The following is a 21,928-nucleotide window of genomic DNA, read 5'->3' as shown; positions in this document are numbered from 1 at the left end:
TTTTATGCGCGGGACTTTGCCGGGGGCTGCGTACACGGGCTGCCCAATTGAAGTGAGAGAGGCCGACACATGACCACATTCATCGCCCTCCTTCGCGCCGTCAATGTTGGCGGAACAGGCAAGCTTCCAATGAGCGAACTGAAGACGATGTGTGAAGCCATCGGTTTTTCCAATGTACGCACCTACATCGCGAGCGGCAACGTGGTGTTCGACAGCGCGCTGGCGGAAAACCAGGTCGCCAAAAAACTGGCTGCGAGCCTGGAAGAATATGCCGGCAAGCCGGTTGGCGTAATGGTGCGCACAGGGCCGGAAATGACTGCCGTCCTCAAGGCAAATCCGTTCAAGGATGCGGCACCCAATCTGACGTTTGCGATCTTTCTCGACACAGCGCCGCCGGTTGACGCGATTGATAATGTACGCGGCCGGCAGGACGAAGAACTGGCGTTGGGCACACGGGAGATCTATGTTACCTACCCAGGCGGCAGCGGGGCGTCCAAACTGAAAATCCCCGCAGCAGCGACCGGGACCGCCCGCAACATGAATACCATCGCCAAGCTTGCTGAAATGGCGGGCGCATAGCGTTAGGCGATCAAAGTCAATCCCGTCATTCCCGCGAAAGCGGGAATCCATGCTGAGCAAGCTCTGGACACGCAGTTTGGGTCCCCGCATTCGCGGGGACGACGGTTAGAGAACCCGCTTGAACGTGCGGCGCACGGTCTCGCGGTCACCACAGTCGAAATGCCACCACTCGCTGTTGATGCCGACGAAACCGGCATGCGTCATCGCGTCACGCAGCAGCTGGCGGTTGGCGATATGTTCATGCGTGATCTCGCCGCGTTCCAGCAGCTGCGATTCGAGCGCGGGATGCGACTTCTCGCTCAGGTCATCGAAACCCGTTCCCATGTCCAGCTCACGCCCTTCTTCGTCGAGGATCGTCAGGTCCAGCGCCATGCCGAACGAGTGGATCGAGCCTCGCTCAGGGTTGGCAAGGTACATGCGCAGGTCGGTGCCGTCGAGCGCGTCCCACAGCTGCTGCTGCACGCGTTGCGGGCGAAGCGCATCGAGGATCAGCGGCGTGTAGCCAGGCCGCTTGTCGGCCAGCCATGCCACCACTTTTTCCAGCGCGGCCGCCGCGTCGCGGTGCAGCCATGCGCAATCAAACGGCGAGTACAAGTCGCGGCCGACGAAATTGTCGGGAGTGCCATATCGCAATTCGACAGCGATTCCATCGATCGTCGACAGGTGCCGGAAATCCGGGCTGCTTTCGATATCTTCGCTGGCAATACCTTGAATCACTGACATCCCCTCTCGATACATTTGCGCGCGGTCGCGCCGATACTGTTGGCTAATTCACGGGCCACGTGCGACAGCGGCGAGTGGCTCGCCGTCAGCAGGTAGAGCTGCACCGGAATCGCCGGCGCCCACGGGCGTCGTTGCAGCTTGTCGCTCGCCGACGCAGCGGTAAACGGGTCGACCACCGCCATGCCGGCGCCGGCTTCCACCAGTGAGCGCGCAATCTGGTAGGTCTGCACCACGGTGTTGAAGACCGGTTGGATGCCCTGTGCTTCGCAGGAGGCAACCAGTAGCTCGCCCAGCGGGTCGTTGTCGGTCATGCCGATCAGCTCGCCGACAAGGCCTTCGGCCGCCACCGGCTGGCGGCATTCTTCCTCGGTCCAGGTTCCGGCAGGCGCAATAACAGTCATCACGCCCTGCGCGATTGGCTCGGCGACGATGCCTGGGTGACGCGGATCTTGCAGCGACAGCGCCAGGTCGGCTTCGCCAAGGCGCAGCGTGTTGACGATTTCGCTGGTGTGGTGGGTGCCGAGCTCGCAGCGGGTTTCCGGATATTCGCGCCGCCACAGCGTCATCGCTTCAGGCAGCACACTGATGGCGATGGTTGGCGTCGATACCAGCCGCACCGTTTCCAGCGCGCGGCCCTTGAGGCTGGCCGCCAGGCGGCGGATGCCTTGCAAGTCGCGGTTCAGCTTTTCGGTTTCGACGAACAGGCGGTGCGCTTCCGGCTTCGGGTACAGCTTGCCGCGCACGCGTTCGAACAGCGGCATGCCGAGCTGGAGTTCGGCGTGCTGCAGCACCTTGGTCACCGCAGGTTGCGAGATATGCAGGACCTGGGCGGCACCGCTGATGGTACCGACCTGCATGATGGCGTGGAATACTTCTATATGACGCAGCCGCATCGCTTTATCCCTTGTATGGTGGACGCGCGCCGATGCGCGAATGTTTCGCAGGATAGCGCAAAACCCGGGCCACCGTTAATAATCACTTCTGGACCGGAATGACCGGCGCTGGGACTGGCGCAGGCTCTGGCGCCGGCGCTGGTACTGGTGCTGGCACCGGTTCTGGTACTGGCGTCACCACAGGCGCTGGCACAGCTGCTGGCAGGACCGGCGATGGCACGAGCGCTTCGAGCATTGCCGCAGTTTCCGCGTCCGGGGTGCCATCGATCGTCATTGGACGATAGCGCATCTGGAATGCGGTAATGACATTGCGCGTTTCCTTGTCCAACAGGCCGTTGCGCGGAACCGCGTAGCCGAAGGTGGCCAGCTTTTCCTGGAACCACAGGGCGTCAGGCAGCAGTTGCTCGAAGCCCGGCCTGGCGGCGGCGACCTTCGCGGCGTCCGGCCACACGGTCAGGCCGTGTTTCGCCAGCTCATGCCACGGGAACATCGGGCCCGGGTCCTGCTTGCGCTGCGGGGCGATGTCGGCGTGGCCGATGATGTTTTCCGGCGGGATGTTGTGCTCCTTGACGATCTTCTTCAGCAGCGGAATCAGTTCGTCGATCTGCTCTTTCGGGAACGGATACCAGATGCGCTTGCCGTCGGTCGATTCGGTAAAGCCCGGGTTGACGATCTCGATGCCGATCGAGCTGGTGTTGAGCAAGGTGTAGTTCTTCCAGCTCGACACGCCGGCGTGGTTGGCCTGGCGGGTTTCGTCAACCAGGCCGTAGATCACCGGCTTTTTTTCGTCGGTCAGCAGGTAGTGGCTGCTGACGACCTGCTCGGTCAGGATCTTGATCGAGCTCGGCAGGTTGGCCACCGTGTAGTGTAGGACAACAAACTTGACGCGGCTGCTCTGGCTCTTGGCAGTCAGCGACTTGTCGATGCGTGGTCCGGTGGCGCAGCCAGCGAGCAGGGCAATCAGGGAGAGGGCGAGCAGCTTCTTCATGTGTCGTTTCCGGTAGCGTTAATCGTTAATACGTGCGGCGATGCGGGCGGCGGCATGGTGCGCGCGCCCGACGGTGTGGGTTAGCTGGATATCGGCGGGCAGTGCCGCGCGCATGGCGGCGGCAATTGATGGATGCAGCGCCGATGCGCGGCCAGCCAGCACGACAGGGCGCGGGCCGAAGCGGCGGGTCAGCGCGCTGGCGAGGCGCGCCAGTTCGCGTCCGGCTTCCTCCAGGATGCGCGCGGCGACCGGGTCTTGTCCGGCAGTGGCGGCGACGGCCAGCGCCAGTTTGCCGACTTCACCCCGCTCCTGGCCATAGATGAACTGGCGCGACAGCGACCAGTCGCTGCCGCCGATATAGTCAAACACGGCGCGCGCCATCGCGGATTTTTCCCAGCAACCGGGGTCTTCGTCCTCGGCGCGCCAGATGTGGCGCAGCGCTTCGCGGGCGATCCAGAAGCCGCCGCCGCCGTCGTCGAGCACGACGCCGCGGCCGCCTGCACGGTGGAACTCGCCTTCATTGTCGATCCACGCGCCAATCGAGCCGGTGCCGGCGTACACCAGGTAGCCTTCACCGCGCTTGAAGCTGTCGAGGTAAGCGATTTCGATGTCGTTGCAGAGGGTAACCGCGGATGGGTCGAGGCCAAGCAGTTCGCCCAGCCAGGTTTGCAGCAGCGCGCCGTCGCCGCCAAAGCCGGTCAGGCCGGCAGAAACATGGCTCGGGCGCCCATGCGCCAGCGCCGCGGCCGCCAGCTCGCTGAAGCTGGCGTGGATACGTTCGCGTCCGTCGGTGCTGCCCATATGTAAGGCAGACAGGCCCGCGACCTGTCCTTCGGCCACGATGCTGCCGTCGCACCGGGCCAGGGCCCAGCGCGTCTGCGTGCCGCCTGCATCGATACCAAGGCCGAGGCCGCTTTCCGGTTCGCCGTCCAAACTGTTCATTTCCTGTTCCGCAGTCTCATCTCGTCATTCCCGTGCAAACGGGAATCCATGCTGAGCTTGTATGCCAGCGCTGTATGGGTTCCCGCGTTCGCGGGAATGACGTTTAGTAACTTGCAAGTGTACGGCCAAGCATTTCCCCCTGCGAATGAAAGCTTGGCCCGTATTCATGACAAAAGGTTATACGGGGGTAGTTTCCGTTTATTTCGTGGCAACGCCTGGCACCGATACCCGCTTGCCTTCGATGCCGAGCCGGTCGACGCCGCTGACCACGACTGCGCTGGCCGGGCCGTACTTTGCATCGTCAGCGACGGTAAAGTCGGTCGTCGACACTGGCGCCACCGCAAACTTCCACTGGTCGCCATGGCGCGACCAGATCGCGTACTGCGCGTTGGCGCGGCCGGCGGCCAGTTTCAGCTTGACGCCGCCTGCTGCGCGGGCAGCACGCACTGTTGGCGTACCGGGCGCCGTATTGCCCAGCCACGGCGTGGCCGGCACCAGCGCCGGCGCCGTGTAGTGCACCGCCTTGAGCTGGTCGGCGATGCCCTCGCGGTTTTCCATGATCGCCGCCATGCTGAAATGCACGTGGCCGGTGGCGGCCGGGCGCTCGCGCGTCACCTGGATCTGTTTCAGCACTTCGGCCGGTGCATACGACTTGGTCGCCGCGCCGATGCGGCTGGTGAACAGGCCCGGCCAGATATGGCGGCCCTTTGCATTCTGCGCCAGCCAGTAGTCGAGCAACACGTCGTAGGCCTGCGGCGTCTGCGAGATCGGCCAGTACAGCTGGGGCGTGAAGTAATCGACCCAGCCTTTTTCGAGCCACAGCTCGGCGTCCGCGTACAGCTTGTCGTACTGGCTGAAGCCCGAGATCGTGGGCGGGCGGCGGTCCGGACGGGCGATCCCGAACGGGCTGATGCCAAAGCGGACCCAGCTTTTCTCGCGGTGGACGCCCTTGTAGATTTCTTCGATCAGGCGGTTGACGTTATCGCGGCGCCAGTTGGCCCGGTCGAGCCTGCCACCGCCCTGCACATAGCGGTTCCACGACGGCTGGTCCGGGAAATCGAGCTCGGTCTTTGCCGCGGTGCCGTCCAGCGCCGCAGCTTCGGCGCCGGTGGCGCCAGGCGCTTCGATCGGATACGGGTAGAAATAGTCGTCCAGGTGCACGCCATCGACGTCGTAGCGGCGCACCACGTCGAGGATGACGTCGAGGGTCTGCTTCGATGCCGATGCTTCGCCCGGGTCCATCCACAGGAACTTGCCGTAGCTTTTCACGGCGGCCGGGTTACTGCGCGAAATATGCGAGGCCACGTTGGGCGACTTGGCCGTTGCATGGCGCGCGCGGTAGGGGTTGAACCAGGCGTGCAGCTCGAGGCCACGCGCATGCGCCTCGGTTACCCAGAACTTCAGCGGGTCGTACCATGGCTTCGGCGATTCGCCCTGCGTGCCGTTGAGGTACTCGGTCCAAGGCTCCAGCTTCGACGGATAGATCGCGTCGGCGCTCGGGCGCACCTGCAGCACGATCGCGTTCATGTTCAGCGCCTTGGCACGGTCCAGGATGGCAATGGCTTCGGCCTGTTGCTGCGCGGCGGTCAGGTTCTGTTTGGTCGGCCAGTCGATATTGGCCACCGTCGATACCCACGCTGCGCGAAATTCGCGCGGGGCTGCCGGCGGTTCGACCTCGTTGCCCACGGCAGGGATGGTGGCTGGTGTGGCGGTCAACGGCGCGCCAGCAACCGTCTTGCCCGGCTTCACCGTGGTACAGCTCGTCATCAGACCGCCAAGCGCCACCGCGCCGGCAATACCCGCAAGCGCAAACGCGCGTTTTTTCAAATTAGGCTGCACAACCGTTCCCCAAATATTTTCGTTTTTAAACTTTTACAAACCACTTCTTGCGCCACATGAACCATGCAATGGCGAACATGCCAGCGTTAAACAGCAAAGCATAAAGCAAAGACGTGTTGACCGGCGCTATCGGCAGCGCGCGGATCGGTGCATACAGGCTCTTGCCCAGCGATAGGGCGGCGCCGTCGGGCTGATCAAATTTGATGAAGCCGAACATCTTTGCCACCAGGCCCGAGAAAGCGAAGATGAACAGCGCGTTCATGCCGTAGATGACGAAGGGCCTGCTCCAGCGCGCCGCCGCTTCCCGGACCGCGGCATGCGGGTTGACGTCGAGCAGCCAGTAGAACGCGGCAAAGATCACCGTGGCCCAGCCGGCAGCGAGCAGGCTGTATGACGGCGTCCACAGGCTTTTATTGATCGGCATGAGGATGCTGTCGAAAATCACGCCCAGCCACACCAGCAACAGGCCGGCCAGCAACAGCCACACCGTCTGCTCCTGGCGCGGCTGGCGCGACAGCAGCCAGCGCCCGGCCAGCACGCCGAGCAACTGGCTGGCCAGCGCCGGGATGGTGCTGAGCAGGCCTTCCGGGTCCCAGGTTTTGGACTGCGCCCACATGTGGCCGTCGAGCACCATCCGATCGATGTAGGCGCCGAAGTCCTGCCCCGGTTCGAGTACGCCCGCGCCGATGCCGGGCACCGGTACATAAAGCATCAGCACGCTGTAGACGGCGTACAGTCCGGCGATCCAGGCCAGCTGTGCGCGCCAGCTGAAGTAGACGACGATCGGCGCCGCCAGCAGGGTACAGATGGCGATGCGCTGCAGCACCCCGGGAATCCGGACGGTGGCGAAGTTAAAGTGCGGGATCAGGTTCAGCAAAAAGCCGATCAGGAAGATCAGCGCGGCGCGTTTGGCCAGCTTGGCCAGCAGCTGCGGCTTGTCGGCGCCGGCCGCGGCCAGCCGGCCCAGCGACAGCGCCATCGAGACGCCGCCGATGAACAGGAAGAACGGGAAGATCAGGTCGGTGAAAGTCCAGCCGTGCCATTTGGCATGCGCCAGTTGCGGATACAGGTTGGACCAGTCGCCTGGGTTATTCACCAGCACCATGGCGGCGATGGTGAAGCCACGGAATGCGTCGAGCGACGTGAGCCTGCCTGCCGGTGCCATCCCTTACTGCTTCTTCCCGAATTCGGGGTCGATCTTGACCAGGCCGGCCATGATGAATGCTGGAATCGTCGCGACGCACACCCAGATGAAGAAGTTCTGGTAGCCCATGTACTCCTGGATACGCCCGCTGAACATGCCCGGGACCATCATGCCAAGCGCCATCAGCCCGGTGCAGATCGCGTAGTGCGCGGTCTTGTGGGCGCCTTCCGACACCATGATCATGTACAGCATCATCGCGGTGAAGCCGAAGCCGTAGCCGAATTGCTCGATCGCCAGCGCGGTCGACACGACGTAGATGCTTTGCGGCTGCTCGCTTGCCAGGTAGACAAACACCAGGTCAGGCAGGTGGACGGAAAACACCATCAGCCACAGGCAGCGCTTGAGGCCAAGGCGTGAGATCAGGTAGCCGCCGGCCAGTCCGCCCAAGGTCAGCGCGGTCACGCCGACAGTGCCGTAGGCGATGCCGACCTGCGAGGTGGTCAGGCCGAGGCCGCCTTTTTCCAGCGGGTCCATCAGGAAAGGCGTCACCAGCTTGATCAGCTGCGACTCGCCCAGGCGGTAGGTGAGGATGAAGCCGAGGATCAGCCAGATGTCCTTGCGGCGGAAGAAGCTGGCGAAGGTGGCGAAGAATTCTTTCAGGTAATTATCGCCTTGCACTACTGCGCGGTCGGACTCCGGACGCGGCAAAATGAAGTGGTGGTAGACGAACAGAGCGATGAACATGGCTGCAAGCACGAAGAACACGACCGACCAGGCATAGGCAACGTCGCCGGTTGACTTGATCAGTTCGCCTGCGAGGTAGACCAGCAAGCCCTGGCCCGCAATGTTGGCCAGGCGGTAGAAGGTACTGCGCACGCCGACAAAGGCGGCCTGCTCGTGCTGCTTGAGCCCGAGCATGTAGAAGCCATCGGCGGCAATGTCATGGGTGGCGGAACTGAACGCCATCAGCCACAGCACGGCCAGGCTGACCTGGAAGAAGGACGGCATCTCGATGGTAAATGCCACCAGCGCCAGCGACGCTGCAATGAGGCCCTGCAAGCCGACTACCCACCAGCGCTTGGTGCGGAACATGTCGACGAAGGGAGACCACAGCGGCTTGATGACCCACGGCAGGTACAGCCAGCTGGTATACAGCGCAATGTCGGCGTTGGAGATGCCGAGGTTCTTGTACATGGTGACCGACAAGGTCATCACCACAACGTAAGGAATGGCTTGGCCGAAATACAGCGTCGGAATCCAGGCCCATGGATTTCTCACTTGCGCGTTTTGCATAGATCTTTCTTGATGAGGCGGGCGCTGGCGCCCGCCGGCAACTTATGCGGCGAGTGCCCGGCGCACGCTGCCGCGCGCCGTTTCAAGCAGGGCCCTGGCCTGGGTGACGTCGGTATTCCGCTTCAAGGCCACGACCGCAACCTTGACATGGAAATCGCATTGTTCCAGCACCGCCCGCGCTGCCGTTTCGTCGGCGCCTGTGGCAATCATGGTCAGGCGGACCGCGCGCCGGATCAGCTTGGCGTTGGTGGGCTTCAAGTCTACCATCAGGTTGCCATAAACCTTGTTCAAACGCACCATTAATGCACTTGAGAAGGTGTTTAGCGCGATCTTCTGCGAGGTGCCTGCCTTCAGGCGGGTGCTGCCGGAAATGATTTCGGAACCGGTGTCGAGGGTCACGCCGATCTCGGCTTCGTTGGCGACCGGCGCGTCGGTGTTGTTGGCAAAGCCCACGGTCAGCGCGCCCAGCTCGCGCGCGGCGCGCAGGGCGCCCAGTACATACGGCGTGCCGCCCGATGCGGCGATCAAGAGGACCACGTCGTTCGGCCCGGCGCCCGCGGCGCGCAGGTCGGCATCGCCCTGGACAAGGTCATCCTCGGCGCCTTCGACCGCGACGAACATCGCCTTGGTGCCGCCGGCCAGCAGCGCAACCGCGCGCTCGGTCGGCCAGGAGAAGGTCGGGTACAGCTCGACGCTGTCGAGTACGCCCAGGCGGCCGGAGGTACCGGCGCCGACATAGATCAGCCGACCACCCGCTTCGATGCGGGGCAGGGCCGCGGTAACGGCCGCGGCGATGCGCGGGGCTGCCGCGCGCACCGCGTTGACGGCGTTGATCTGGTCATCCACCAATGTATTGACCAGTTCAACGGTCGGATACTGGTCGAGTTCGGCGTGCTGCTGGTCTGGAGTTTCGGTTTTTAACATCAGGGGCTCGGTGCGGCGTCAAATTCGTCGGATGGATTGGCCAAGCGAAAACCGCCCGATAGCAATCCGATAAAACCAGTGTAATACCAAATTCGCAGCCTTCGCCATGAAAGGATCAGGCATTGTCATTCCGAAAAGTTATGAAACGCGCCTCATTTCAGCGACGAAATCGTAATGGTCGCTGCGGCAGTAGGAATGGGTCAGCTCGACCGCCTGGCCCGATTCGAGATAGCCGATGCGGGTGATGAACAGCACCGCCTTGCCTTCAGGGATGCCCAGCTGCTCGGCCAAGGTGGCCGGGGCATTCATCGCGCGGATGTGCTGGAGCGCGCGCACCGGCATGTGGCCGGTCTTGTCCAGGTGGGCATACAGGGAATCGCCGACGCCTTCCGGACGCGGCAGGATAGTGGCCGGGATTACGCTCACTTCGTACGCCATCACGACGTCATCTGCCAGGCGCAGGCGTTCGAGGCGGGCCACGCGGGTGTTCGACGGCAGTCCCAGGCTGAGTTGTTCATCGGGGGCGGCCATCACGATGGCCCGCTTCAGCCATTGTGAGCCGGCACGGTAGCCGCGCTGCTCAAGCTGCTCGGAAAAACTGGACAGGTTCGACAAGGGCTGCTCAATGCGCGGCGCCACATAATTGCCGGAGCCACGGCGGCGCACCACCAGGCCCTGGTCGACCAGTTGGTCGATGGCCTTGCGGGCAGTGACGCGGGAAATATCGAGCTGGTCGGACAGCAGGCGTTCTGACGGCAGTGCCTGGTCGACACGGTAGCGGCCCTCGCGCACGTCCTGGATCAGTTTGCGCGCGACCTGCATGTACAAGGGGGAATTGTCGTTCAGGTCGACCCTGAACTCGGTGATGCTGTTGCTCATTGCGGTTCCGCTCATGCTGACGAGTCCGGTAATGGTGCTGTGACCTCAGTGTAATTGCAATAATAAAGTGTGAATAATCACTCCCGCATGAAAGAAAGGCGGATCAATATACTAAAAGGTTATGGGGCCGGATGCACATTTCATTGGCAGCGGCGATGATGGCAATCTATCCTCGCTGAACAACAATCCAAGGGAGACAGCATGAAACAAGGCAGGCGTGCAGTGCTAGGCATGGCGTTATTGGGCGGCGTGGGGCATGTTCTTGGCGGCGCGCCAAAACCAGTAGTCGCCGGTCCGCCGGAGGCCCGCACCGCGCTCGACGCGGAGCTGACGGCCATCGCCCAGGCGCCCGAGTGCCAGCTGTCGAGCATGTCGGTACTGGCCATCCGCGACGGCAAGATCGCCTATGAATTCCAGACTGGCCAGCGCGTTATTGGCACTGGCGGCGCGCCATCGAAAGCAGCCAATGAGCGCACCTTGTACCGGATGGCGTCCATTTCGAAGATGATGACGACACTCGGGCTGATGCGCCTGGTAGAGGACGGCAAGCTGGCGCTGGACGCCGACGCCGGCGGCTATCTCGGCTATCCGCTGCGCAACCCGCACTTCCCGGACCACCCGGTCACCCTCCGCCACCTGCTGAGCCATACCTCCACGCTGCGTGACGACCTCGGCTACTCCTTCCCCGCCGCGAAACCGCTGAAAGCGCTGCTGGTCCCCGGTGGCGAACTGTACGGAAATGGCGCGATGTGGGCGCCCACTGCGGCGCCGGGCCGCTATTTCACCTACTCGAACCTGAACTGGGGCGTCATCGGCACGATCATGGAAAGGGTCAGCGGCGAGCGTTTCGACCGCCTGATGAAGCGCCTGCTGCTTGAGCCGATGGGCCTGCACGGCGGCTACAACCCCTCCGAATTCCCCGCCGGCGACCTGGCCAACCTGTCCACCCTGTACCGCAAGCGCACGGTCGACACCGAAATCTGGAACGCTGCCGGTCCGTGGATTGCCCAGGTGGACGACTACAGCCAGCGACCGCCTGCGCGCCCGGCCGGCATCGATACTTACGTCATCGGCACCAACGCCACCCCGTTCAGCCCGACTGGCGGCATGCGCATGTCCGCGCGCGACATGGGCAAGGTCATGCTGATGCTGATGAACGGGGGCAAACACGAAGGCCGCCAGATTTTGCGGGCGGACACGCTTGCCACCATGTTCGCGCCCCAATGGGCGTTTGACGGCAGCAACGGCGACACCGACAAGGGCCTGTTCAATTACTGGGGACTGGGTAACCAGCACTTCCCGGACAAGCCCGGCATGCAACTGGTCGAAGGCGGCGGATTTGCCGGCGTCGGCCATTTGGGCGAAGCGTACGGGCTGATGTCGGTATTCGCCGCCGACCTGGCTGGCAAGAATGGCATGGTGGTGCTGGTGGGCGGCGTGTCGTCCGACCCGGAGGTGTACAAGGGCAAGTATTCCGCCATGCCCCGTTTTGAGGAACAGATCCTCAGCGCCCTGCACCGCCATGTCATCGCCGGTAAAAAAACCTGAATTCCAACGCCCCGTAAGGGTGCATGAGCAGTGGTTATGGCCGTTCGATCTACATTCATTGGCCCGAAGCGGGGCCAGCGCCTAAGCTCATGCACTAAATTGTAACTATTGGGTCGGAAATGCAGCATGTGATCGTAATTGGTGGAGGTGTCGTTGGCCTGACGTCAGCCTGGTGGCTGGTTGAGGCCGGATACTCGGTCACGCTGCTTGAACGCGAAAGCGAGGTAGGCACCGCCGCCAGCTACCGGAATGGCGGCCAGCTCAGCTACCGCTACGTCTCGCCGCTGGCCGACGCCGGCGTACCGCTCAAGGGGCTGCAATGGCTGATGCAAGCCGACGGCCCGTTGCGCTTCCGTCCCGAAGCCGACCTGCGCCAGTGGCGCTGGCTGGCCAGCTTCCTGGCCAACTGCACAGCCGGCGCCAATGCGAAAACCACCGCCCGCCTGCTCAAGCTCGGCGAGCTCAGCCGCAAGAAAATGGCGGAACTCGAAGTCGTGCTGCCACTGGACGAGTTCGCATGGCGCGACGCCGGCAAGCTGGTCGTCTACCGTTCACGCAGCGTCTTCGACGCCGCGGTAGCCCGTCCCGACTCGGAAGAATCGCGCCAGGTCCTGTCGCCGTCCGAATGCGTGGCGCGCGAACCGGCGCTGGCCGACGCCGAAGGCGTTCTCGCGGGCGGCATCTTCAACAGCGGCGAAGCGGTGGCCGACTGCTACGGCTTCTGCCGCGCGCTCGAAGAGAGGCTCGCGGCCAGCCCGCGCTTCCGCGGCGTGGTCCATGGCGAAGCGCGCGGCTTCGTCACCGAAAACGGCAAGGTCAGCTGGCTCGACACCACGGCGGGCATGCTCTCGGCCGACAGTTTCGTGCTCGCCGCCGGCATCCAGAGCCGCACCCTGGCCGACAGCGCCGGCATCTACCTGCCGCTCTACCCGCTCAAAGGCTACAGCCTGACGGCGCCGATCCGTCCGACCGACCGCGCGCCGGAGATCAGCGTCACCGACTTCGAACGCAAGGTACTGTACGCGCGCATCGGCGACAAGCTGCGGGTAGCGGCGATGGTCGACATGGTCGGCGAAGACAGCTCGATCAACGCAAAGCGGATCGCAAGCCTGACGCGGCAAGTGCGCGCCACGATGCCGCGCGCGGCCGACTACGAGCACATCGAAACCTGGGCCGGGCTGCGTCCCGCCACGCCGACCAGCGCCCCGATTGTCGGCGCCACCGAATACCCGAACCTCTGGCTCAACGTCGGCCACGGCCCGCTCGGCTTCACCTTCGCCTGCGGCACGGCCAGCATCCTTGCCGACCTCATGAGCGGCAAGCCTGCGCCGATCCCCCTAGCCGGCCTGACCCTCTAAAAAGATTTCCCAATTCGGGGTCAGACCCCGATTCTGGAAAGATTACCTGGCCGCCCCCCCCAAAGTTCGAGGTTCGTCCAGGAGACGGACCCACGGCCGGGCTGACTCGCTAAAACTTGTCCAATTCGGGGTCAGACCCCAATTCTGGAAAGATTACCTGGCCATCACCCCAACTTCGGGATGTGCCCCCGGGGACGGACCCCGAAGTTGCCGGCAGCCGCGCGAACATCAAATGCGTCGCACGCGCGCATTGCCAGAACCACCCCTGACTGCCGGGAAATTGCCAGAATTGGGGTCTGACCCCGATTCTGGAAAGATTGCCGAAAATGAGGTCTGACCCCGATTCTGGAAAGATTGCCGGAAACGGGGTCTGACCCTGATTTTTCTGTCCCGCGGGACGGACCCCGAACTGCGGGACGTGGCTTCACTTCAGAATCCGCTGCTTGATGCAGGGCGTTGTGCCAAGTATTCTTTACTTGTAGGCGTTCTTGTCAGGAGGCTGAGTGAGCATTCCTTCAGTTGCCGAAAATATGGGCCAGCCCAGCCTTAAGCGGGTGATGGGGCCGTGGCTGCTGATGCTGTTTATCGTGGGCGATATCCTCGGTACCGGCATCTACGCACTCACCGGCCAGGTGGCCAAACAGGTCGGCGGCGTGGTGTGGCTGCCCTTCGTCGTGGCCTTCGCCGTCGCGCTGATGACCGCTTTCAGCTACCTCGAACTCGTCACCAAGTATCCAAGGGCCGCCGGTGCCGCCCTCTACACCCACAAGGCTTTCGGCATCCACTTCGTTACCTTCATCGTCGCGTTTGCCGTCATGTCTTCGGGCATCACGTCGGCGTCGACCGCTTCGCGAGCATTTGCGGCAAACCTGTCCAATGCCTTCGACCTCAACCTGGCCGGCGGCATCGGCATCACGCTGGCCGGCCTCGCCTTCATGGCGCTGGTGGCGGCAGTTAATTTCCGCGGCGTGGGCGAGAGCGTGAAATTCAACGTCGTCCTTACCTGCGTCGAACTGAGCGGTCTCTTGATCATCATCGTCATCGGGGCGCTGGCCATCTCCGCCGGCGAGGGCGACGTGTCCCGTGCCTTCGAATTCAAGGCCGCCGAGGATGGCGGCACATTCTGGCCCGTTATGGCGGGAACCACGCTCGCCTTCTTCGCCATGGTCGGCTTCGAGGATTCCGTCAACATGGCCGAGGAGTGCAAGGACCCGGTCCGCCACTTCCCGAAAGTGCTGCTGGCCGGACTCGTCATAACCGGGCTGATCTATGTCGCGGTGTCGGTGTCCGCAATCACGCTGGTGCCCGCCCAGCAACTGGGGGAAGGCGAGACGCCGCTGCTGCAGGTCGTCGAAGCAGGCGCTCCCAACTTTCCGCTCTGGATCTTCGGCATCATCACGATGTTTGCGGTGGCTAATAGTGCGCTGATCAACATGCTGATGGCCAGCCGGCTGCTGTATGGCATGAGCAACGAGCACGTGTTGCCCGCCGTGCTGGGCAAAGTGCACCTGAAGCGGCGCACGCCCTACGTTGCGATCGGTGTTACGACCTTGCTTGCCTTTGGCCTGATTACCTTCGTCGGCGAAGTGCCCGCACTGGGTGGAACCACCGCCTTGCTATTGTTGTGCGTATTTGCAGTGGTGAATATCGCCGTGCTCGTGCTACGCCGCGACCCGGTCGCCCACGAGCATTTCAGGACCCCTGTGTTCCTGCCGGTCCTGGGCGCGCTGTCATGCGCCTTCCTCGCCGGGCCGTGGACGGGACGTGACCCGGTCCAGTACAAGGTCGCCGGCGTCCTGCTCGGTATCGGCGTTGCCCTCTGGGTGGTCACAGTCCTGCTGAACCGCGCAAGCGGGAAGACGCCGGTTAACGCACCGGCAAGCGGGAGTGATTAAGCTGCCTTACGGCGGCGCGCGGCGAGTACGCCGAACAGTCCCAGTCCCAGCAAGGCGACCGAAGTAGGTTCCGGCACTGCAGTATCCGGCAGCGCGACCGTCACCTGGCCCAGGCTGCGAGCATCGGCGTCGAATGCGCTATACAGGAGATTGTCGTTGACGTCGAAAAACGCCACGTTATACATATCACGGTCGGAGCAGCAATCGAGACGGCCGTAGATCGTAAAGCTGTCGAGTTCAACGGTCGAGGCAAAGCGAATCGTCAGGTTTCCGCTATAGCCAAATGCCGGGTGGTACATATTGGGGAAGTTCTGGTTGAGGTTGCCGTCAATCGCCTTGTCCGGCGTCGAAGCCCAATCCCAGGTGCCGGTAGTGGTGCTGGCAGTTGCTCCCTGCGATGCCAGCGCCACATTCGTGCCCGTCCCGTGCTCGAACGCCTGGAACTCAGCCACTTGCAGGCCACGCGGGTTGGTCAGCGTGACGTAGCTGACATTAATCAATCCGGCATGCACAGGTGCTGCGAGGGTGGCGGCGAGTGTCACGAGGGCGAGGGCTAGTTTCATGGATGGGTCCGAGTAGTGTGATTAATAAGTTTAATATCATCAAAGCAATTTTGATGCCAGAAATAAATAGTTCATTTAATCAACACGTTAGCGCCGCGCGTCAGGGCGCAGTGTTGGGCGGTGTAAAGTTTGCCGACACGACACCCTGCGCCGGCGGGCTGAAATAACGGATAATGTCGCCATGCCAAAAATACCAGCCTCCTGCCCCTGCGGCGGCCCATCGTTTCCCACCTGTTGCGGGCCTTACCTGTCCGGCGAAGCGGTGCCGCAGACCGCCGAAGCCCTGATGCGTTCGCGCTATACGGCGTACACGCTCGGTGACGGGGCCTACCTGAGCGCGACCTGGCATCCCAGCACCCGCCCCGACGAGCCGATCGTGAACGAAAACGAAAGATTGCAGTGGCTGGGACTTGAGGTAAAATCTGCTTTACGTTTACGTCAACGTAAAGTAAATACAGCGGACGACGACACGGTGGAATTTGTCGCCCGCTACAAGATCGGCGGCCGCGCCCATCGCCTGCACGAAGTGAGCCGCTTCGTGCGCGAGACCGGCAGCGGCGGCGTGCCGCGCTGGTACTACCTTGACGGCAGTTTCCCCGAATAAGACGAAGGTCAGAAAAGGATCGCAATGCCCCATATCGACAGCAAACTCAATCCGCGCGGCGACGATTTCAAAGCCAATGCCAGTGCCATGCAGCTCATCGTCGACGATTTGCGCGCCAAGGTGGCGGCAGCGTCGGCCGGCGGCGGCGCCGCAGCCAGCGCCAAGCATGTCGCACGCGGCAAACTGCTGCCGCGCGACCGCGTGCAGATGCTGCTCGATCCGGGCACGCCCTTCCTCGAGCTGTCGCAACTGGCGGCCTACGAAATGTACGACAACGCCGCCCCTGCGGCCGGCATCATCACCGGCATCGGCCGCGTGGCCGGCCAGGAGTGCGTGATCGTCTGTAACGACGCCACCGTCAAGGGCGGCACCTACTACCCGATGACGGTCAAGAAGCACCTGCGCGCGCAGGAGATCGCCGACCAGAACAACCTGCCGTGCATCTACCTGGTGGACTCGGGCGGCGCCAACCTGCCAAACCAGGACGACGTGTTCCCGGACCGCGACCACTTCGGCCGCATCTTCTACAACCAGGCCAACCTGTCCGCCAAGGGCATCCCGCAGATCGCCGTGGTGATGGGTTCCTGCACCGCGGGCGGCGCCTACGTGCCTGCGATGAGCGACGAGTCGATCATCGTCAAGGAACAGGGCACCATCTTCCTGGGCGGCCCGCCGCTGGTGAAAGCCGCCACCGGCGAAGTGGTGACCGCAGAAGACCTGGGCGGCGGCGATGTCCACACCCGCCTGTCCGGCGTGGTCGACCACCTTGCCCAGAACGACCTGCACGCGCTGTCGCTGGCGCGCACCATCGTGTCGAACCTGAACCGCACCAAGCCGCAGCAGATGGCCTTGCGCGAATCCGTCGAACCGAAATACGCCGCCGAAGAACTGTACGGCGTGATCCCGGTCGATACCCGCAAGCCCTTCGATGTCCGCGAAGTCATCGCGCGCATCGTCGACGGCAGCGAGTTCGATGAATTCAAGGCGCGCTACGGCACCACGCTGGTGTGCGGCTTTGCCCACATATACGGCGTCAAGGTCGGCATTATCGCCAACAACGGCATCTTGTTCTCGGAGTCGGCGCTCAAGGGCACCCACTTCATCGAGCTGTGCTGCCAGCGCAAGATCCCGCTGGTGTTCCTGCAAAATATCACCGGCTTCATGGTCGGCCGCAAATACGAAAACGAAGGCATCGCCCGCAACGGCGCCAAGATGGTGACCGCCGTGGCCACGGCCGCGGTGCCGAAGTTCACCGTGATCATCGGCGGCAGCTTCGGCGCCGGTAACTACGGCATGTGCGGCCGCGCGTTCTCGCCGCGCTTCATGTGGATGTGGCCGAATGCGCGCATTTCCGTCATGGGCGGCGACCAGGCCGCGTCGGTGCTGGCCACCGTCAAGCGCGACGGCATCGAAGGCAAGGGCGGCCAGTGGTCGGCCGAAGAGGAAGCCGCGTTCAAGCAGCCGATCAAGGAGCAGTACGAGCACCAGGGCCACCCTTACTACGCCACCGCGCGCCTGTGGGACGACGGGGTCATCGACCCGGCCGACACCCGCATGGTGCTGGGCCTCGGCTTGTCGGCAGCGCTGAACGCCGAAATCCCGGACACGAAGTTCGGCGTCTTCCGGATGTAAGGAGATTACCTTGAACACGCACCAGACCCTCGACGTCACCGTCGAGAACCGCGTCGCCACCGTCACGCTCAACCGCCCCGACGTGCGCAACGCGTTTAATGAAACCACCATCACCGAGCTGGCGCTGGCCTTCGATGAACTCGGGCGCCGCGAGGACGTGCGCGCGATCGTCCTCGCCGCCAACGGCGTGGCCTTCTGCGCCGGCGCGGACCTGAACTGGATGAAGAAGATGGCGGCCTACTCGGACGCCGAAAACCTCGACGACGCCACTCGCCTGGCCGACATGCTGCGCACGATCTACCTGTGCCCGAAACCGGTCGTGGCCAAGGTACAGGGCGACTGCTACGCCGGCGGCATGGGCCTTGTGGCCGCATGCGACATCGTGGTGGCGGTCGAGGAAGCCAACTTCTGCCTGTCCGAAGTAAAGCTCGGCCTGATCCCGGCCACCATCTCGCCCTACGTCATCAAGGCGATGGGCGAAAACGCCGCGCGCCGCTACTTCGTCACGGCTGAACGCTTCAGCGCGAACGAAGCGCACCGCATCGGCTTCGCGCATGAAGTGGTCGCTGCCGACAAGCTCGACGAGCAGGTGGCGGCCATCGTCAAATCGCTGGTTACCAACAGCCCGAACGCCGTCGCTGAAGCGAAGGTGCTGGTGCGCGACATCGCGGGCAAGGATGTTACCGACGCGCTGCTGCTCGATACCGCGCAGCGTATCGCCAAGATCCGTTCATCGCTTGAGGGGCGCGAAGGTGTCGCTTCCTTCCTCGAAAAGCGCAAACCGTCCTGGCTGAACTGATTGGAATCACGCATGTCACAAGATTGGGTTGCCCGTAGCCTGAAAAGTGTCTGGCACCCGTGCACCCAGATGCAGCACCACGAGACCGTGCCGCTGATCCCGGTCAGCCACGGCCGCGGCGTATGGCTGTACGACCATGACGGCAAGCGCTACTTCGACGCCATCAGCTCATGGTGGGTGAACCTGTTCGGCCACGCGAACCCGCGCATCAACGCAGCGCTGAAGGACCAGCTGGACATGCTGGAGCACGCGATGCTGGCCGGGTTCACGCACGAACCGGTCATCCAGCTGTCGGAGCAGCTGTCTGACATGACCGGCAATGTGCTCGGCCATGCGTTCTACGCATCGGACGGCGCGTCGGCCGTTGAAATCGCGCTGAAGATGAGCTTCCACGCGTGGCGCAATGGCGGCCAGGCGGACAAGCAGGAATTCGTCTGCCTTGAAGGCAGCTACCACGGCGAGACCATCGGCGCGCTTGCCGTGACCGATGTGGCGCTGTTCAAGGATGCTTACGGCCCCCTGCTGCGCGCCGCGCGCACCGTGTCGTCGCCGGACGCGCGCAATGCGCGCGAAGGCGAGACTGCGCAGGATGTCGCGCGCCGCGCCGCCGCCGATGTGGAGCGGCTGTTCGAGGAACGCGCCGGCAAGATCGCGGCCATCATCATCGAGCCGCTGGTGCAGTGCGCCACCGGCATGGCGATGCACGACCCGCTCTACCTGAAGCTAGTGCGCGAGCTGTGCGACCGCCACCAGGTGCACATGATCGTCGACGAGATCGCGGTCGGCTGCGGGCGCACCGGCACCTTCTTCGCCTGCGAGCAGGCCGCCATCTGGCCCGACTTCCTGTGCCTGTCCAAAGGCATCAGCGGCGGCTACCTGCCCTTGTCGCTGGTACTGACGCGCGACGAGGTCTACCAGGCTTTCTACAGCACCGACGTACGCCGCGGCTTCCTGCACTCGCACTCGTACACCGGCAATCCGCTGGCCTGCCGCGCCGCGCTGGCCACCCTGGCGATCTTCCGCGAAGACGATGTTTTGAACCGCAACCGCACGCGCGCCGAACGCTTGAGCGCCGCGCTGGCGCCGCTGGCCAGCCATGAGCGCGTGAAGAACTTCCGCCAGCGCGGCATGATCTGGGCCTTCGACGCCGTCGAGCCGGACGCCGCCCGTGCATCCACTTTTTCGCGCCGCTTCTTTGCCAGCGCCCTCGACAACGAGCTGCTGCTGCGCCCGATCGGCCGCACTGTGTACCTGATGCCGCCGTACGTATTGAGCGACGACGACATCGACGGACTGGCCGCGCGCACGCGTACCGTGTTCGAGTCCGTGATTACGGCCTGACCGATGGACCTGATCGCATCCCTCGACCGCAAGCTGAAGGCCCTCGACGAGCAAAGCCTGACCCGCCGGCGCCGAATCGTCGAAACGCCCTCGGCGCCGCGCCTGGTCGTCGATGGCCGCCCGATGCTGGCGTTCTGCAGCAACGACTACCTTGGCCTCGCCGCCCACCCGGTGGTCATCGAAGCGCTGCGCGAAGGCGCGTCGCTGTATGGCGCCGGCAGCGGCGCATCGCACCTGATCAGCGGCCATGGCCGCGCCCATGAGCTGCTCGAGGAGCGCCTCGCCGGGTTCCTCAGCCCGCACCTCGAATCGGCGCGCGCGCTGTCGTTCTGCACCGGCTACATGGCCAACCTGGCGATGTTGACGGCGCTGGGCCAAGACGCCGACGCCGAGATCTTTTCCGAGTCGCTGAACCACGCCTCGCTGATCGATGGCGCCAGGCTCGCGCGCGCCAGCGTCAAGGTGTATCCGCACGCCGACCTCGATGCGCTGGCCGCGCTGCTCGAAGCCAGCAACGCCACCACCAAGCTGGTTGTCACCGACAGCGTATTCAGCATGGACGGCGACCTGGCGCCGCTGCCGCAGATGCTGGCGCTGTGCGAACGCCACGGCGCCTGGCTGGCGATCGACGATGCGCACGGCTTCGGCACCCTGGGCGAGCATGGCCGCGGCGCGCTGGAACACTTCGGCCTGCGTTCGCCCAACCTGGTCTATATGGGAACGCTGGGCAAGGCCGCCGGCGTGGGCGGCGCTTTTATCGCGGCACATGCCAGCGTGATCGAACTGATGATCCAGCGTGCGCGCCCTTACATTTTCACCACCGCCGCCCCGCCGGCGCTGGCGCACGCGCTGCTGGCCAGCCTGGACATCATCGGCGGCAGCGAAGGCGCCGCGCGCCGCGCCCGTCTGCAAGCCCTGATCGGCCAGCTGGACGACGAACTGACACTGTCGCGCTGGCAGCGTCCCGCGTCGACGACCGCGATCCAGCCAGTTATCATCGGACGTAATGACGAAGCCATGCGGGTCGGCGCCGGCTTGTACCAGCGCGGGCTGTGGGTCGCGGCGATCCGCCCCCCGACCGTACCCGTGAATACCGCGCGCCTGCGCATTACACTGTCCGCAGCCCATACGCGCGAAGAGGTAACGCACCTGGCTACTGCGCTTAACGAACTGGAAAGGACATGGGATGAGTCTCAATGATCCAACTGACACCGTAGCCGGAACCAAGCTGGCGCCCGAAGCGGAGGCCGCACCTGTGGCGGACCGCCTTCCTTCGCGTTTTTGCTGCTTTGTGACCGGCACCGATACCGAAATCGGCAAGACCCTGGTGTCCGCCGCAATGCTGCACAAGCTGGCGTCAGGCGGCGTGCGCGCCTGCGGCATGAAGCCGGTGGCCGCGGGCGCCGTGATGCGCGACGGCGAACTGCATAACGAAGACGCCGACATGCTGGCCGCCGCGGGCAACGTCCACATGCTGGGTTCCATTACCACCCCGTTCATGCTGACCGAACCGTGCGCGCCGCATATCGCGGCAAAGGTGGACGGCGTCACCATCACCGCGGTGCCCATCATCGCCGCCTATGCCGAAATCGCGGCGGCAGCCGATGCGGTCGTCGTGGAAGGCGTCGGCGGCTTTTGCGTGCCTTTTTCAGATGAATTCGACAGCGCCGACATGGCGCAGCAACTCAACCTGCCGGTGATCCTGGTGGTTGGAGTTCGCCTTGGCTGCATCAACCACGCGCTGTTGACGATCGAAGCGATTGTCGCGCGCGGGCTGGTGCTGGCCGGCTGGGTGGCCAACGAGGTCGACCCGGCGATGGCGTACGTCGATGAGAATATCGAAGCGCTTGCACAGCGGATTCCGGCGCCGATGCTGGGCCGCGTGCCTTACCTGTTAAAACCTTCGGCCGCCGCGGCTGCCGAATTTATCGATCTCGCGGGCTTGCCAGGCTGGCCGACCGCGCGTGACTGAACCACGTCCAAG

The 21,928-nt window shown here is 63.7% G+C and carries 20 protein-coding genes; 10 read left to right on the top strand and 10 right to left on the bottom strand.

What is annotated here, in order from left to right; all coding sequences use genetic code 11:
- Positions 1 to 69: 69 nt before the first annotated feature.
- On the top strand, positions 70 to 579 hold the full coding sequence (locus LMJ30_RS05580) for a DUF1697 domain-containing protein (protein ID WP_229431353.1): 510 nt from the start codon (positions 70 to 72) through the stop codon (positions 577 to 579).
- Positions 580 to 684: 105 nt separating this feature from the next.
- On the opposite strand, the gene LMJ30_RS05575 is transcribed toward LMJ30_RS05580, so the two are convergent.
- From LMJ30_RS05575 to LMJ30_RS05535, 9 genes are all read right to left on the bottom strand, one after another.
- On the bottom strand, positions 685 to 1,302 hold the full coding sequence (locus LMJ30_RS05575; protein ID WP_229431352.1) for a M15 family metallopeptidase: 618 nt from the start codon (positions 1,300 to 1,302) through the stop codon (positions 685 to 687).
- A complete protein-coding gene (locus tag LMJ30_RS05570; protein ID WP_229431351.1) occupies positions 1,293 to 2,195 on the bottom strand; it encodes a LysR family transcriptional regulator in 903 nt (300 codons plus the stop codon). The genes LMJ30_RS05575 and LMJ30_RS05570 overlap by 10 nt, the downstream gene beginning before the upstream one ends.
- Before the next feature lie 82 nt (positions 2,196 to 2,277).
- Positions 2,278 to 3,183: an N-acetylmuramoyl-L-alanine amidase gene (locus LMJ30_RS05565; RefSeq protein ID WP_229431350.1), complete on the bottom strand. Its 906-nt coding sequence runs from the start codon at positions 3,181 to 3,183 to the stop codon at positions 2,278 to 2,280.
- 18 nt (positions 3,184 to 3,201) lie between these two features.
- Positions 3,202 to 4,125 carry an N-acetylglucosamine kinase gene (locus tag LMJ30_RS05560; protein ID WP_229431349.1) on the bottom strand — a complete coding sequence of 308 codons (924 nt, stop codon included), beginning with the start codon at positions 4,123 to 4,125 and terminating at the stop codon, positions 3,202 to 3,204.
- Positions 4,126 to 4,323: 198 nt separating this feature from the next.
- Positions 4,324 to 5,964 (bottom strand): glycoside hydrolase family 10-like protein, encoded by a 1,641-nt coding sequence (locus LMJ30_RS05555; protein WP_371872977.1) that lies wholly within the window; start codon positions 5,962 to 5,964, stop codon positions 4,324 to 4,326.
- Positions 5,965 to 5,989: 25 nt separating this feature from the next.
- Complete coding sequence (locus LMJ30_RS05550; protein ID WP_229431347.1) at positions 5,990 to 7,129, bottom strand: acyltransferase family protein; 1,140 nt, start codon at positions 7,127 to 7,129, stop codon at positions 5,990 to 5,992.
- Between the two features lie 3 nt (positions 7,130 to 7,132).
- Positions 7,133 to 8,401: an AmpG family muropeptide MFS transporter gene (locus tag LMJ30_RS05545; protein ID WP_229431346.1), complete on the bottom strand. Its 1,269-nt coding sequence runs from the start codon at positions 8,399 to 8,401 to the stop codon at positions 7,133 to 7,135.
- A 42-nt stretch (positions 8,402 to 8,443) separates the two neighbouring features.
- Positions 8,444 to 9,325 carry an N-acetylmuramic acid 6-phosphate etherase gene (locus LMJ30_RS05540; protein ID WP_229431345.1) on the bottom strand — a complete coding sequence of 294 codons (882 nt, stop codon included), beginning with the start codon at positions 9,323 to 9,325 and terminating at the stop codon, positions 8,444 to 8,446.
- Positions 9,326 to 9,463: 138 nt separating this feature from the next.
- Positions 9,464 to 10,204, bottom strand: coding sequence for a GntR family transcriptional regulator (locus LMJ30_RS05535; RefSeq protein WP_229431525.1), 741 nt, complete (start codon positions 10,202 to 10,204; stop codon positions 9,464 to 9,466).
- A gap of 201 nt (positions 10,205 to 10,405) precedes the next feature.
- Between LMJ30_RS05535 and LMJ30_RS05530 the strand changes: the two genes are divergently transcribed.
- The 3 genes from LMJ30_RS05530 to LMJ30_RS05520 all read left to right on the top strand — a co-directional run bounded on the left by LMJ30_RS05530 (position 10,406) and on the right by LMJ30_RS05520 (position 15,005).
- A complete protein-coding gene (locus LMJ30_RS05530; protein ID WP_229431344.1) occupies positions 10,406 to 11,752 on the top strand; it encodes a serine hydrolase domain-containing protein in 1,347 nt (448 codons plus the stop codon).
- Positions 11,753 to 11,871: 119 nt separating this feature from the next.
- Positions 11,872 to 13,110 carry a D-amino acid dehydrogenase gene (locus tag LMJ30_RS05525; RefSeq protein WP_229431343.1) on the top strand — a complete coding sequence of 413 codons (1,239 nt, stop codon included), beginning with the start codon at positions 11,872 to 11,874 and terminating at the stop codon, positions 13,108 to 13,110.
- A gap of 503 nt (positions 13,111 to 13,613) precedes the next feature.
- Entirely contained in the window at positions 13,614 to 15,005 is a 1,392-nt protein-coding gene (locus LMJ30_RS05520) for an APC family permease (RefSeq protein ID WP_229431342.1), read from the top strand.
- On the opposite strand, the gene LMJ30_RS05515 is transcribed toward LMJ30_RS05520, so the two are convergent.
- Complete coding sequence (locus tag LMJ30_RS05515; RefSeq protein ID WP_229431341.1) at positions 15,002 to 15,568, bottom strand: PEP-CTERM sorting domain-containing protein; 567 nt, start codon at positions 15,566 to 15,568, stop codon at positions 15,002 to 15,004. The two genes, LMJ30_RS05520 and LMJ30_RS05515, sit on opposite strands and share 4 nt — an antisense overlap.
- A gap of 181 nt (positions 15,569 to 15,749) precedes the next feature.
- Between LMJ30_RS05515 and LMJ30_RS05510 the strand changes: the two genes are divergently transcribed.
- Genes LMJ30_RS05510 through bioD form a run of 6 tightly spaced genes read left to right on the top strand, consistent with a single transcriptional unit; the run spans position 15,750 to position 21,916 of the window.
- A complete protein-coding gene (locus LMJ30_RS05510; protein WP_229431340.1) occupies positions 15,750 to 16,172 on the top strand; it encodes a YchJ family protein in 423 nt (140 codons plus the stop codon).
- 24 nt (positions 16,173 to 16,196) lie between these two features.
- Positions 16,197 to 17,804 carry a carboxyl transferase domain-containing protein gene (locus tag LMJ30_RS05505; RefSeq protein ID WP_229431339.1) on the top strand — a complete coding sequence of 536 codons (1,608 nt, stop codon included), beginning with the start codon at positions 16,197 to 16,199 and terminating at the stop codon, positions 17,802 to 17,804.
- 10 nt (positions 17,805 to 17,814) lie between these two features.
- Positions 17,815 to 18,603 carry an enoyl-CoA hydratase/isomerase family protein gene (locus LMJ30_RS05500; protein ID WP_267869559.1) on the top strand — a complete coding sequence of 263 codons (789 nt, stop codon included), beginning with the start codon at positions 17,815 to 17,817 and terminating at the stop codon, positions 18,601 to 18,603.
- Positions 18,604 to 18,615: 12 nt separating this feature from the next.
- The gene (bioA, locus tag LMJ30_RS05495; RefSeq protein ID WP_229431338.1) at positions 18,616 to 19,944 is read left to right on the top strand and encodes an adenosylmethionine--8-amino-7-oxononanoate transaminase; all 1,329 of its coding nucleotides are present in this window, start codon (positions 18,616 to 18,618) and stop codon (positions 19,942 to 19,944) included.
- A gap of 3 nt (positions 19,945 to 19,947) precedes the next feature.
- Positions 19,948 to 21,144: an 8-amino-7-oxononanoate synthase gene (gene bioF, locus LMJ30_RS05490; RefSeq protein WP_229431337.1), complete on the top strand. Its 1,197-nt coding sequence runs from the start codon at positions 19,948 to 19,950 to the stop codon at positions 21,142 to 21,144.
- Positions 21,131 to 21,916 (top strand): dethiobiotin synthase, encoded by a 786-nt coding sequence (gene bioD, locus LMJ30_RS05485; RefSeq protein WP_229431336.1) that lies wholly within the window; start codon positions 21,131 to 21,133, stop codon positions 21,914 to 21,916. Before bioF ends, bioD begins: the two co-directional genes overlap by 14 nt.
- Positions 21,917 to 21,928 lie beyond the last annotated feature (12 nt).

It is taken from the genome of Massilia agrisoli, assembly GCF_020831365.1.
In the GTDB taxonomy this organism is placed as follows: Bacteria; Pseudomonadota; Gammaproteobacteria; order Burkholderiales; family Burkholderiaceae_D; genus Telluria_A; species Telluria_A agrisoli.
This window is presented reverse-complemented; position numbering and strand designations above follow the sequence as displayed.

Coding starts and splice junctions, on each gene's coding strand:
- LMJ30_RS05580 (WP_229431353.1), top strand. CDS start 70: ATGACCACATTCATCGCCCTCCTTCGCGCCGTCAATGTTGGCGGAACA.
- LMJ30_RS05575 (WP_229431352.1), bottom strand. CDS start 1,302: ATGTCAGTGATTCAAGGTATTGCCAGCGAAGATATCGAAAGCAGCCCG.
- LMJ30_RS05570 (WP_229431351.1), bottom strand. CDS start 2,195: ATGCGGCTGCGTCATATAGAAGTATTCCACGCCATCATGCAGGTCGGT.
- LMJ30_RS05565 (WP_229431350.1), bottom strand. CDS start 3,183: ATGAAGAAGCTGCTCGCCCTCTCCCTGATTGCCCTGCTCGCTGGCTGC.
- LMJ30_RS05560 (WP_229431349.1), bottom strand. CDS start 4,125: ATGAACAGTTTGGACGGCGAACCGGAAAGCGGCCTCGGCCTTGGTATC.
- LMJ30_RS05550 (WP_229431347.1), bottom strand. CDS start 7,129: ATGGCACCGGCAGGCAGGCTCACGTCGCTCGACGCATTCCGTGGCTTC.
- LMJ30_RS05545 (WP_229431346.1), bottom strand. CDS start 8,401: ATGCAAAACGCGCAAGTGAGAAATCCATGGGCCTGGATTCCGACGCTG.
- LMJ30_RS05540 (WP_229431345.1), bottom strand. CDS start 9,325: ATGTTAAAAACCGAAACTCCAGACCAGCAGCACGCCGAACTCGACCAG.
- LMJ30_RS05535 (WP_229431525.1), bottom strand. CDS start 10,204: ATGAGCAACAGCATCACCGAGTTCAGGGTCGACCTGAACGACAATTCC.
- LMJ30_RS05530 (WP_229431344.1), top strand. CDS start 10,406: ATGAAACAAGGCAGGCGTGCAGTGCTAGGCATGGCGTTATTGGGCGGC.
- LMJ30_RS05525 (WP_229431343.1), top strand. CDS start 11,872: ATGCAGCATGTGATCGTAATTGGTGGAGGTGTCGTTGGCCTGACGTCA.
- LMJ30_RS05515 (WP_229431341.1), bottom strand. CDS start 15,568: ATGAAACTAGCCCTCGCCCTCGTGACACTCGCCGCCACCCTCGCAGCA.
- LMJ30_RS05510 (WP_229431340.1), top strand. CDS start 15,750: ATGCCAAAAATACCAGCCTCCTGCCCCTGCGGCGGCCCATCGTTTCCC.
- LMJ30_RS05505 (WP_229431339.1), top strand. CDS start 16,197: ATGCCCCATATCGACAGCAAACTCAATCCGCGCGGCGACGATTTCAAA.
- bioA (WP_229431338.1), top strand. CDS start 18,616: ATGTCACAAGATTGGGTTGCCCGTAGCCTGAAAAGTGTCTGGCACCCG.
- bioF (WP_229431337.1), top strand. CDS start 19,948: ATGGACCTGATCGCATCCCTCGACCGCAAGCTGAAGGCCCTCGACGAG.
- bioD (WP_229431336.1), top strand. CDS start 21,131: ATGAGTCTCAATGATCCAACTGACACCGTAGCCGGAACCAAGCTGGCG.